12 protein-coding genes are annotated in these 12,234 nt (G+C 60.0%); 5 read left to right on the forward strand and 7 right to left on the reverse strand.

Features of this window, described 5'->3' with window-relative positions:
* Positions 1-313 precede the first annotated feature (313 nt).
* The 5 genes from FJ404_17765 to FJ404_17785 all read left to right on the forward strand — a co-directional run bounded on the left by FJ404_17765 (position 314) and on the right by FJ404_17785 (position 6,547).
* Positions 314-1,117, forward strand: a complete 804-nt coding sequence (locus FJ404_17765) for a glycosyltransferase (GenBank protein MBM3824702.1) — start codon at positions 314-316, stop codon at positions 1,115-1,117.
* Positions 1,118-1,183: 66 nt separating this feature from the next.
* Entirely contained in the window at positions 1,184-1,621 is a 438-nt protein-coding gene (locus tag FJ404_17770) for a hypothetical protein (protein MBM3824703.1), read from the forward strand.
* A gap of 65 nt (positions 1,622-1,686) precedes the next feature.
* Complete coding sequence (locus FJ404_17775) at positions 1,687-3,015, forward strand: hypothetical protein (GenBank protein ID MBM3824704.1); 1,329 nt, start codon at positions 1,687-1,689, stop codon at positions 3,013-3,015.
* The gene (locus FJ404_17780; GenBank protein MBM3824705.1) at positions 3,012-5,138 is read left to right on the forward strand and encodes a DUF1553 domain-containing protein; all 2,127 of its coding nucleotides are present in this window, start codon (positions 3,012-3,014) and stop codon (positions 5,136-5,138) included. Before FJ404_17775 ends, FJ404_17780 begins: the two co-directional genes overlap by 4 nt.
* 41 nt (positions 5,139-5,179) lie before the next feature.
* Positions 5,180-6,547: a DUF1501 domain-containing protein gene (locus FJ404_17785; GenBank protein MBM3824706.1), complete on the forward strand. Its 1,368-nt coding sequence runs from the start codon at positions 5,180-5,182 to the stop codon at positions 6,545-6,547.
* Between the two features lie 240 nt (positions 6,548-6,787).
* Here the strand turns inward: FJ404_17785 and FJ404_17790 are convergent, their stop codons facing one another.
* The 7 genes from FJ404_17790 to FJ404_17820 all read right to left on the reverse strand — a co-directional run bounded on the left by FJ404_17790 (position 6,788) and on the right by FJ404_17820 (position 12,100).
* A complete protein-coding gene (locus FJ404_17790) occupies positions 6,788-8,014 on the reverse strand; it encodes a class I SAM-dependent RNA methyltransferase (protein MBM3824707.1) in 1,227 nt (408 codons plus the stop codon).
* Positions 8,011-9,984, reverse strand: coding sequence for a 1-deoxy-D-xylulose-5-phosphate synthase (gene dxs / locus FJ404_17795; protein MBM3824708.1), 1,974 nt, complete (start codon positions 9,982-9,984; stop codon positions 8,011-8,013). The genes FJ404_17790 and dxs overlap by 4 nt, the downstream gene beginning before the upstream one ends.
* A gap of 72 nt (positions 9,985-10,056) precedes the next feature.
* The gene (locus FJ404_17800) at positions 10,057-10,380 is read right to left on the reverse strand and encodes a hypothetical protein (protein MBM3824709.1); all 324 of its coding nucleotides are present in this window, start codon (positions 10,378-10,380) and stop codon (positions 10,057-10,059) included.
* Between the two features lie 106 nt (positions 10,381-10,486).
* Complete coding sequence (locus FJ404_17805; protein MBM3824710.1) at positions 10,487-10,786, reverse strand: hypothetical protein; 300 nt, start codon at positions 10,784-10,786, stop codon at positions 10,487-10,489.
* Positions 10,774-11,121 (reverse strand): hypothetical protein, encoded by a 348-nt coding sequence (locus tag FJ404_17810; protein MBM3824711.1) that lies wholly within the window; start codon positions 11,119-11,121, stop codon positions 10,774-10,776. The genes FJ404_17805 and FJ404_17810 overlap by 13 nt, the downstream gene beginning before the upstream one ends.
* 12 nt (positions 11,122-11,133) lie before the next feature.
* Positions 11,134-11,850, reverse strand: coding sequence for a response regulator (locus tag FJ404_17815; protein MBM3824712.1), 717 nt, complete (start codon positions 11,848-11,850; stop codon positions 11,134-11,136).
* A 49-nt stretch (positions 11,851-11,899) separates the two neighbouring features.
* Complete coding sequence (locus FJ404_17820) at positions 11,900-12,100, reverse strand: hypothetical protein (protein MBM3824713.1); 201 nt, start codon at positions 12,098-12,100, stop codon at positions 11,900-11,902.
* Positions 12,101-12,234: the final 134 nt, after the last annotated feature.

Genomic DNA, 12,234 nt, shown 5'->3' on the forward strand with positions numbered 1-12,234 from the left:
TTTTGAACGACGGCTTGCTCAGATGAGCGCGTGAACTCCCGCCGAATTTCGAATGGCCTGCTCGATCAAGCCGGCCGGGTGTTCCTGAGTTTACTCCCAGCGCGATCATCACTCCGTCCGATGGGCCTGGCCTTGGGGTTGGTCCTGGCTCCCTTGATCCAGGCCCAGCGTCCGCCCTCCACCAACGCCCCACCCGTTGAACCACCCTCCTGCCGGGTTCGGTATGAGGCCTCCACGGAGCCGGGCGGCCTGGCGGCTTTCGTCATGGAGCGCGACGGAAGATTCCTGGCCACGATTCCCGGCCGAGGACGGAATGCGTACGGCAGGCCGTTGTTTCAAAATCTTCAGTGCAGCGATACCCCTGCCCTGCCCCTGGCGCGACTGGAGTTTCGCGATCCCTCGGCCAAGCCGGGCGTTCACCACCTTGATCACGCTCGTGCGGTCCACACCACGGGCACCCGATCCAACTAGATTGCTTCCCATGCCACCGGGCTCACGAGACACAGACCGATTGCTCGTTTTTGTCAAAGCTCCCGTGCCCGGAACGGTCAAGACGAGACTGGCCGCTACTTTGGGAAGTGCCGCAGCCTGTGAGGCGTATGAGACGCTGGTGCGCCATCTCCTTCGCCAATTCCGCGGATTTTCCAGCGTTTCACTCTGTTTCACGCCCGACGATCAAGCGTCGCGGATCGAACCTTGGCTCGAAACGGGCTGGCAATCGCGCCCTCAAGGCCCGGGCGATTTGGGTGACCGTTTGAACCGGGCCTTTGACGAGGCCTTTGCACAAGGAGCTGAAAGAGTCATTGCCCTGGGATCCGACTGTCCGTACGTCACCGCTTCAGACGTCCGCACCGCATTTCGCCGGCTGGGCGGGTGCGACACGTTGGTGGGTCCCGCCACGGACGGGGGTTACTGGCTCCTGGGATTGAAGCGTTCTCAGCCCGCACTCTTCTGGGGAATCCCGTGGAGCACGGACCAAGTGCTGGGTGAGACACTGCGCCGGTGCAAAGAGGCGAAACTGAAGATCGATCTCATGGGAATACTCGAGGACGTGGACGACCTCGCCGCCTGGCAGCGCTTCCTTTCTTCGACGGGAGCTGCTCTCGGCAATGCCTGAGCTTTGAGCTGAATTTTCCCCGGTTGTGGATTGAGCTTTCGTCCGGTTTACCCTAGGGTTCGGAGGATGAAAATCACCGAGGCGTTGCTCGCGGAACATGTGGTGTTCCACAATATTTTCGATCATCTCGAGTCGCGCATTCCGAAATTGAAGACGCTGGGTGAAGTGCGCGCGCTGGCCGCCCTGCTGGAATCGCTTCTCGAAGCCCATTCCGCCGCCGAGGACGAACTGTTGCTGGCGCCGCTGGAACATTACATCGAGCAAATCGGGCAGCATTCGATCTTCCACCAGGAGCACGAAGCCATCGACGAAAACCTGGCGAGGGTTCGGGAAGTACGACTCGTGAAACAGGCGAAGCGCCACTTGCTGGCGGCGGTGCTCGCTTCAAGGCACCATTTTGACAAGGAGGAGCGTGTCATCTTCCCGCTGGCGGAACGATCCCTCAAGGCCAAGTCACTCATCAATCTTGGACACTCCTGGCTGCATTCTCGCGAGGCCCGATGAAGCACCGCCGGCCAGCCTCGCCCCTTCCCCGCCGCCGCTTTCTCGCGGGTAGCGGCGCGGCTCTGGTGGGAACCCTCGGCCTGAGTGAAATCTCCGCCCAGTCGCCAGGACAGCGGCCTCCAGCCCACCCGGGCGTCGAGGTGCTCAATCCCCGTCATCGCGTTCCGGTGGGACTCATCATCGACGATTCGACCTGCCTGGTGAACACGAACAAGTTTGCGATGCCTCAGTTCGACGAGGCGTTCGCTCAGGCCAACCCGGTTTATCGCCGCCCCTGGCGGGATTGGCCCAATGAAATCCCAGACGGCTTCGTCCGGAAGTTCGGCGAATGGTGCGCTTCCGAGGGAGTCAAAGGGAAGTACAGCGTCGTCCCCTACCCGGCCTGTGTCGGCAGGCTCGACCGCCAACTGCCTGGTTGGAGCGCTCAGGCGCTGCGCGAGTCCATTCAATTGGTGCGCGAGGTTCTGCTTCCCCATTGGGACATTCATCCCGAAATGGTGACTCATACCCGGGTCATCGATCTCAAGACAGGCCATCCGCATGCGGATCACTCGCTGAAATTCATGGAGAACTGGGAGTGGACGACGGGAAGGAGCGCGGACGAAATCGCCTCCTACATGGCTTACGCCTTGCGCATTCTCAAGGACATCGGACTGCCGTGCGAAGGGATTACCACACCGGGTGGATTCGGCAACAAAGCCCGGCCCCAACTCGCACAGGCGTCGTTCGAGTCCGTGCGCTCCGTGTTCGGCGCCGAAGTGCCCCATTACTTCAGGGATCTTTTTGATCAAGGGACGCGGAGCGTCGCCCCGATGGTGCAGAATGCCTCGGGACTCGACTCGGAGGATCCTCGCTGCGTAGTGAGCATCCTCGGGTGCACGGGAGATTGGACCGGGGGGTGGGATTGCACCAATCCGGTCGGGGCGGACCGGTTTATCTCACCCGATGGAAGCACGGGGCGCATGGTGGAAGTCATTGAGAGAGGGGAGCCCGCGATGATGGTTTGCCATTGGACGGGCATTTACTTCAACGGCTATGAACTGGGATTCCAAGTCTTTCGGGAAGTAGTCAAACGCTTGAAATCGCGTTTCGATCATTTGATCTGGGTGAAACTCAGCGAACTCGCTCGCTACTGGGCCGCCAAGGAATTGACCCGCATGGAATCCCGGGGCCGCGTGGTCGAACTGAAGGCGCCTTACGCCTGCCCGGATTTCACCCTTCGGCTATCGGATGTATCGAATCCGGCGCCCAAGTTTGGCCGGATTGCGCCCCTGCAACCGTTGCAGGAAGTTTCTTCCGCGAAGCATCTGGAATCCGGCACGTGGTGCCGCGACCACGGGCGCATCCTGGCCTGCCTCGCGCTTCCGAAGGGTGCTTCGAGCTTGGAACTATGAAGCGGCGCCTCCACCGATCCATTCGAGCATTGGGACGGTGCTTGCTGCCGCTCTGGCTTGTCCAAGTCCTGTCTTGTCCAGGAGCCGAGCCTCCTGGGATGGCGCGGGCTGGGGATCATTGGGCCTTCAAGCCCCTGAGCCAAAATCCAACTCCGGGCCAGCGACTGGGAAAGCTCAGTTCCTCCGAGGCCATCGACGCCCTCATCCGGGCCAAACAGCGCGAGCATGGCTTGAACTTCGTTTCGGAAGCGCCTCGCTTCAGATTGTTGCGGCGGGCGAGTTTCGATCTGACCGGATTGCCCCCTTCTCCCCGAGACCTTGCGCTGTTCGTGGAGGACCGCAAGCCGGGAGCATGGGCGCGAGCGCTGGATCGCCTGCTGGCCTCTCCTCACTACGGAGAACGCTGGGCGCGTTGGTGGCTCGATTTGGCTCGCTATGCCGATACGAATGGGCAGGACGAAAACAAGGTCATGTCGAATGCCTGGCGGTATCGCGACTGGGTCATTCGCGCCTTCCAAAACAATCTCCCCATCGATCAATTCATTCAGCTGCAGCTTGCCGGTGACCTGTTGCCGGCGGAAGGTCTCTCGGATGCGGGGCGCCATGATCGATGGATCGCCACGGGCTTGCTCGTCCTGGGCCCGAAAATGCTCGCCGAACAGGATAAGCCTAAAATGGCCCTCGACATCGTCGATGAACAAATCGACACCGTCGGTCGCGCCTTCCTCGGGCTCACCATCAGCTGTTCCCGCTGCCACGATCACAAGTACGACCCCATCCCCGCGCGCGATTACTACGCCTTGGCCGGCATTTTCAAATCCACGCGAACCATGGAGCATTTCGACTTCGTCTCGAAGTTCAATGAACGCTGGCTGGCCTCGGAGGAAGCCGTCTCGAAATGGAGAAAGCATCGCGACAAAACCGACAGGCTGGCCAAGGAGATCGAAGCCGCAGTCCGGAAAGCCAACGAGGCGCTGGGAAAACCACTGCCGGAAAAGCCACGTGAGAAATATCCACGCGACACCCTTCTGGCATTGATGGCCCTGGAAGCTGAACGGGAAGCACTCAAGCATACCGCGCCTCCCGAGCCCCCTCGAGCCCTGGCGGTCCAGGAAGGTTCCATCACCAATCTTCCCGTCCTGATCCGTGGAAATCCTCTCACCCCCGATCCACTCCCGGTCCCGAGGAGTTTCATCACTTGCGCACAACGATCCGCTCCCGCCCCCGCGGTACCCGTCCACGCCAGCGGACGGCTCGAACTGGCCGCGTGGCTGACGAGTTCCGATCACCCGCTGACGGCGAGAGTCTTTGTCAACCGGGTCTGGCAGGCCTTTTTGGGTGAAGGATTGGTGCGGAGTTCGGACAACTTCGGACTTCGGGGAGAACCTCCCACTCATCCCGAGTTGTTGGATTGGATGGCGGCTGAATTCATTCGCTCCGGCTGGGATCTCAAGAAGCTTCATCGCGCCATCCTGCTTTCACGAGCCTACCAGCAGGATTCCGTCACGGTTGCCTCGAACTCCGGACGGCGAGAACTCAGAACGGCGTCCGCCACGTCGCCGTCCTTGCTTTCCGGATTCCCGCGCAAACGTTTGGAAGGCGAGATGGTCCGGGACGCGCTCCTTGAAGTTTCCGGCCAACTCGATCGCACCCAAGGCGGGACCCTGGTCGATTGGAAAAACAACGAGTACACGCCGCGGGATCAGGCGCCTTTCCAGTCGAAGCGGCGCTCGATCTATCTTCCTGTCGTCCGGGACCGGGTCTATGACATGTTCTCGATCTTCGACTGTGCCAATCCCAGCGTGGGTGCGTCCCGGCGTGACGCCACCGTGGTGTCGCATCAAGCGTTATACTTCCTCAACAGCCCGGATGTCGTCGAGGCCGCGATCCGCCTGGCGCGCCGCGCTACGGACGAAGCCGCGACGGAATCGGGCCGTCTGGCCCAGGCCCACCGCATCGCGTTGGGCCGTGATCCTGCGCCACGCGAGATGCGTCGGGCGCGGGAATTCATGGTGGCCTTGCGCGAAGTGCCTTCCAAGATTTACGCTTCCGCGGCGGACCCGGTGTTCGCCGCCTTCTGTCACGCGCTGCTTGCCTCCAACGAATTTCTTTATTTGGACTGATCATGCCGCACGACCTGCCCCACCCCGTGACCCGCCGTCACATGCTGGCCCAATGCGGCCTTGGTTTTGGCCACCTCGCGTTGGGGAGCATGCTTTCGCCCGGGACGGCCCAAACCGTGGCTTCGGTTCGACCTTTGTCACCGAAAACGCCGCCGCTGTCGCCGCGCGCCAAGCGAGTCATTTTTCTCTTCATGCACGGCGGTCCTTCCCACGTGGACACTTTCGACTATAAACCAAGGCTTTTTCAGGACCATGGCCAGCCCCTGCCTTTCGCCAAGCCACGGGTTCAGTTTGCCAAGACCGGCAATCTCGGCCGCCCGCTCTGGGAGTTTCGTCCCAGAGGCCAGTGCGGGGCCATGGTCAGTGACCTGTTTCCATTGACCGGAGCGCGGTCCGATGACTTGTGCTTCCTCAAGACGGTGCATGGTACGAACGAAGCGCACGGGGGTGCATTGCTCAAACTGCACACCGGTTCGGACACGGCGATCAGGCCGAGCATGGGATCATGGATCTCTTACGGGCTTGGGACTGAGAATCAAAGCTTGCCGAGTTTTGTGACGATCAATCCAACCCTCGGCCACGGCGGCGTCGGCAACTACGCCAGCGCATTTTTGCCTGCCGTGCATCACGGCACACGCATCGGGGGCGACGTCCCCGTGGATCAGGCCACCATCCGTTACCTCCAGCATGCCTCCAGCCACCCGGACCTGCAGCGATCGCAACTGAAGCTGATCGAATCCATGAATCGCGACCATTTGGCGGACCGGGGAGGGGATGCCGCGCTGGAAGCTCGCATCGAATCCTTCGAGCTGGCTTTTCGCATGCAGACCGAGGCGCCCGAATTGCTCGAATTGCGCGGGGAAAGCGACGCGACCCGGCGGCTTTACGGATTGAACGAGCCTGCGACGGGCACCTTCGCCCGGCAATGCTTGCTCGCCCGGCGCTTCAGCGAACGAGGAGTCCGATTTGTCCAGGTTTCCCATGGTTATTGGGATCAACATGACAAACTCGCCGAAGATCATTCGCGCCTTGCGGCCGAGGTGGACCGCCCCATCGCAGCCCTGCTCCACGACCTGAAAGCGCGAGGCCTCCTGGATGAAACGCTGGTGATTTGGGGAGGCGAGTTCGGACGCACCCCGACCCTTCAGGGTTCCAACGGGCGCGATCACCATCCCCACGCTTTCACCATGTGGATGGCCGGCGGAGGGGTGCGCGGCGGCTTCAGCTACGGGGTGACGGATGAATATGGGTTCTACTGCGTTGACCAAAAGGTGCACGTGCACGATCTTCACGCCACCGTGCTGGCCTTGCTGGGCATCGATCACGAAAAGCTGACCTACCGTCATGCAGGCCGGGATTTCCGGCTGACCGATGTCCATGGCGACGTCGTTCGAGCCATCTTCGCCTGACCTGATGCGTTCACACCATTTCCCGGTTCCATTGCATCCGGCTCGCGGTGACGAGTCCGCCCTGGAGACCTGAAACCCGCACACCCCGGGTATGGGCACCTGGGACGCTGCCATCCCTCCGGGATGCACATGCTTGGGCGACCCGGCGGCCCGGTGGTATCGTCGCTACGCTCCTCAACCACCGGCTAAAAGCTGGCAAGCCTCCGGCTTGCGACTGAGCCGCTTCACGTCACGCTGGTCTCACACCCTTTGTGCATCCGTCCCGCATCTCCCGCTTGGGGTCAGGGTGTCTGAAGCCACAGCCTGGATCTGGCCGGCGCGCAAGTCCGCCACGCACTCCACGTGCTGGGTTTGGGGAAACATGTCCAGCGGGGTGACTTGTTCCAACCGATAACCTTGATCGCAGAGTGCGCGCAGGTCGCGCGCCAGAGTGGCCGGGTGACAGGACACGTAGAGAATCTGCCGGGGGCGCGCTTCAATCAAAGTGTTGAGGGAAGACGGGCTGCACCCAACGCGCGGGGGATCGAGCAGCACGCAACTTGAATCCGGGGGAAATCGCCGGACAAGGTCTGGCAGCAACGTTCCCGCGTCGCCTTCGATGAACTCACCGTTGGCGGCCCCGAATCGCCGGGCGTTGTTCCGGGCCGCCTTGATGGCGGGCCGGTCAAGTTCGACCCCCAGGAAGGATTCCACCGAACTGGCGAGCTGGATGCCAAAGAATCCCACCCCGCAGTACACATCGATCAAATGCCGGGCGCCGCCGGAAAGGACACTGGCCCTGACCGTTTCCACCAGGGCCGGAAGCAGGTGAAAGTTATTCTGGAAGAACGAATCCCGCGGAACCTCCCAATCCTCCGGCATCACACGAATAACCACTTTCAAACCGCCTTTCGGGGGCGGATGCGCTCGAACTTCCGCGATCTGCGCATTCAGCGCCTCCTCCGCGATGGGGCATGACTCGATATCGATGACCAACCGGCTGGAACCTTTCAGGAATCCAACCCTCAGTCGTTGCTCAGGCTTGCACCACTGGCTACGCAGCATCAGGCGGTTGCGATAGTGATAGGGTTGTGGACACGGGATCACATCCGCGACCGGCGGGCGCTCGAATCCCCCGATTCTTTCGAGAAGATGGACCACCTGCCGGTGCTTCGCTTTCAATTGAAGCGGATAGGCGGCGTGTTGATACTGGCAGCCGCCGCATTCGCCATAATGTTGGCAAACGGGCGGGACTCGCTCCGGCGAGGCGCGCAGCACTCTTAACAAGCGGGCGCGCGCGAAGCGCTTCTTGGATTCCACGACTTCGGCTTCGACCTGTTCGCCTGGCAAGGAGAAGGGAACGAAAACGACACACCCGCGATGGCGAGCCACCCCTTCTCCGCCAAAGGCCAAATCCTCCACTTCGAGAACCAGAATTTCGCCCGGCTGAGGGGGGGGACCATTCGGCTCCGGACCGTCGGAATTCACGCTTGAGCCGCCACCTTCACCGTCGTGTCGCGACCGAGCGCCGCGCGCACCTTGGCCAGAGTGCTTGCCACGGTGAGGCCGTGCAGCTCGCGCAGATAATCGACGGTCGAGGCATGTTCGACAAAGACATCCGGCCAGCCGACTCGAACGACTGGCGTGGCAATGCGTCGCTCGCTCAGACACTCCAGCACGGCGCTGCCGAATCCGCCCATCAAAACATGGTCCTCCATCGTGACAACCACGTCCGCGGCGCTGGCGAAAAAGCTCAGGCTGTCCTCGTCCAAAGGCTTGAAGAATCTCGCGTTGAGAATGGCACAGTCGAATCCTTCCGCCAGCAAGGCCTGGCTGGCCTTATGGGCCAGGCCCAACATGTTGCCGAGACTGATGAAGACGACTCTCCGCGTCCCCTCGTGAAAGTTCTTCACCACTTCCGCCTTGCCGATTTCCAACAACTCAGGCTGATCCTTGATCGGAATCCCCTCGCCGGCCCCGCGCGGATATCGAATGAACACCGGATGCTTCTGGTGCGTGGCGGTGAACATCATGTCCACCATCTCGTCCTCGTTCTTCGGCGCCATCCCGACGACATTCGGCAAGCACCGCAAATACGCGATGTCGTACAGCCCGTGGTGAGTGGGTCCGTCGTTGGCGGAAAGCCCCGCCCGATCCATGCAGAAAATCACGGGCAGATCCTGCAAACACACGTCGTGATGAATGCAGTCGTAGGCCCGCTGCAGAAAGGTCGAGTAGATGGCGCAGACGGGACGGAAACCCATGGTCGCCATGCCGGCCGCAAAAAGCACCGCGTGTTCCTCTGCAATGCCCACATCATAATAGCGGGACGGCATCGCCTTTTCCAGGGCCTTCAAGCCGGTCCCGCTGGGCATCGCCGCCGTGATTCCCACGATCGAGTTGTCCTTCTGACACAGCCGCACCATGGTCTTCCCGAAAACGTCTTGGAAGTTGAGCGGCGCGCCGGGTTTGCTCGGCGGTGTTTCCCCCGTGTCCGCGCAATACGGCCCCAGTCCGTGAAATTTTTCCGGATGCTGGATGGCGGCTTCGAATCCTTTGCCTTTCTTGGTCAGAACATGGAGGACGACCGGTTGATCGCACGTCTTCGCGTATTCGAGGGCTGCCAGCACGCTTTCGAGATCGTGACCGTCGATCGGCCCCAGATAGCGCAATCCAAATTCCTCGAAGATCAAGCTGCTACCGAATCCGCCGCGGCCGTCCGTGGCATCCCCGGACTGTTTCAGGGCCAGGTCGGCCACCGCGCCCTTGAGGGCTTCCTCGGCCTTGTGCGCGAGATTGACCGCGACCTCGCCCTTGGAAAACCGTTTGAGGAAGGTCGCAAAGTCCCGCTGGAACCGGTTGTAGCGGGGATTGGCGATCAACTTGTTGAGATAGGAGGCAATGGCGCCGACGTTCTTCGCGATGCTCCATTCATTGTCGTTCAGCACCCCAATGAAGCGGCGGGTGGTATGGCCGATGTTGTTGAGCGCCTCAAACGAAATGCCGTTCGTGAGCGCCGCGTCGCCAAATATGCAGACCACGTGCTCGTTGGATCCACGCTGATCGCGGGCCGCGCACATGCCGAGCGCGGCGGACAACGCGGTGCCGGCATGACCCGCGCCGTAGCAATCGTGTTCGCTCTCCGTTCGCAGTGCGAATCCGTTCAACCCGCCCGTGGTGCGAATGGTGTGAAAGCGGTTCTTGCGGCCGGTCAGCAACTTGTGAACATAGACCTGGTGGCTCACGTCCCAAACGAACTTGTCGTGAGGCGTGCTGAAACACCGGTGGAGCGCGATGGTGAGCTCGACCACGCCCAAATTCGGGCCAAGATGGCCGCCATTTTTGGCCAACTTCGTGATCAGTTCTTGGCGAAGGTCTTCGGCCAGGAATTTGCACTGCTCCAGCGTGAGTTTCTTCACGTGGTCAGGATGGTCCACCATGTCCAAATATCTGCTCATAAATGGTAAAAAGGCGCACGCCGGCGCCAGGGAGAAGCCTAGCTTCGATCGCAGAACGTCCCAAGGAGAATCTCAGCTCTTTTTCCTGCCGAACAAGCGGGACCAAGTGGATTGCGAGCCAAGATCGCGATGTTTGACCTTCAGCTGGCCCAAAATCGACTGCCAGGCGATATAGATCTTGTGCCAGTCGTTTTCGAGGTTTCGCAGCACTTGCTCGTTCGTGTCGCTCAAGGCTCGAACAGAAGACGCGGCGCTCAGCAACTTGTGGATCTCCTCTTTGGAAGGAGACGCCACATCAAGGACCGAGAAAATCATCTCCAATTCCTGGGCGATCACACTCTTGATCTCCAAGAATTGGTTCTCATCCTCCTGCTCAAACTTCTTCGTCCTGGCCAAGCCGAGATAGCTGTTGAACTGCTTCCAGCATTCCAGATGATGCTCCAGCTGAGAGATGAGCTGATCCAGTTGTTAAAGTTCCATGTTCAGCAAAACGGTGTCAGCACTATTTTTGGGTCAAGTCCCTCGGAGCAAGGAAAATCATCGCCCCGCCCCGCATCTCTTTCGCCGTGATCTTCAAGGACGCGTAATCGATGACCAGCTCGCTGAGGGGCGCCGCCGTGTTGCGCGCCAGAGCGAAGGTCGCCAAAACATGCTTTCCAATCTCCTTCACATGGGTGATCGGAAAGGACTGGGGAAGGGTGGACGCCACAATCTTACCGTCGGGCATGATGGTGAAACTGCCGGAGGGCAACCGGATCAGTCCGGGGGTTGCAGACTTGGTGAAGAGGCTTAGGAGACCCATTTGGAAACAATCTTCTTAATGGTCTCCCTCATGATGTCTTGGGACATGGAGCGATGGAAACCGACGCATAAATCCCGGCCTTTCGAGGACACCGTGACAATGTACCGCTGGGGACCGCTGCCCTCCACGCGCTGAAGCTGGCCGGCGTTCAGCAGTTCACCCAGCTCGCGGAGGTGCTTGGAGCTCATACGAACCCAATCGGCAACTTTCTCCGCATTCTCCAGTCCCCAGGAATCATGCTTTTGTTTATCCCCTTCCAAGGTCAGCAGGAATTCGACCCCGGAGAAAGACGCCAAATCGGCCAGCGGTGACTTCGAAGCCCCCGTCGAAACCACCTCGGTGCCGCCTCATCCCCCATCGACCCCGGCCGCCTCATCCAGGGCTTGGGTGGTTTCCAGCAGCAAACCTTGATAAGAGTTGAAAATCGTGCGCGGACGTTCGGGCTCGGCCGGCAAGATCTCGAAATTACCCGCCTTCCACGAAAGCACCTTCAAGAAAGCCTTGTCCCCGGATAAATCCAGGTAGGACGAGTCAATGATTTCCCCATTGACGATATAGATGCGCCCTTCCAATTGACCATGCGTGATTTTCAGGGTGGACGAGCTCTGGGAAAGGCACTCCAACTGGATTAAATCGACCAAACTCTTGCTTTGAACCCCCCGAAATCCTCCGGAATTGTCCTCCTTCGACAGCAATGATTCGATGCAATCGAGGAAGAAATTGATCTCCTGAGTGGTATTGGGTTTCTCCAGGAACAAATCCACCCCCATGGAATAGGCCCGGGCGCGAAATTGCTCGTCCACCACAGAGGTCATCACCGCAGTCCGTAACTGGGGAAATTTGCGCTTAACGATGGTCAAAACCTGCAAACCGTCCATCTTCGGCATGTTGAGGTCCGAGATGAGCAGTGAAAAAGGCTCTGACTCCAGCAACGCAATGGCCCTGGCCCCGGACGTGGCCGTATGGATGTCCGGTTTGCTGGGAAGCCGCCCCAAGAACTCCCGGTACAACTCGACCAGGTCCTGGTCGTCATCCAAAAGCAGGAGTTTGTGTCGCAGCGGCATAAGTCACCAAAGGAACGGCCCTTACGCAAGCCATCCAAAAGGCGGAGGTTCAAAATTGCAAGCTCCGTGGGGCCAGATCCAGGAGAGCTCCGGCATTTTCGTCCTCTTCAGCGTTTCGCCGTCGCGGCTTCGTGCAACCATAATTCCCATGGGCTTTGATCTTCGCCTTCGACAACGTCGGCAACAACATGCCGGTAGGAATCGCCATGATGGCAATCACCCCCCGCCGTTCAATCAGGGCAAATGGCACCGAATGAACGGGCGGTTTTCGTGGAAGGGGACGAGTGTTTGCTATTTTGGCTCGTTCCCCTCCCGGGATCAAGTCCGGTCATTGCTCCCAAATCCACGGGTAAGCCTGGGTGCATGGAAATCTCTGATTTTTCC

This window comes from Verrucomicrobiota bacterium, from assembly GCA_016871495.1.
GTDB lineage: Bacteria > Verrucomicrobiota > Verrucomicrobiia > Limisphaerales > VHDF01 > VHDF01.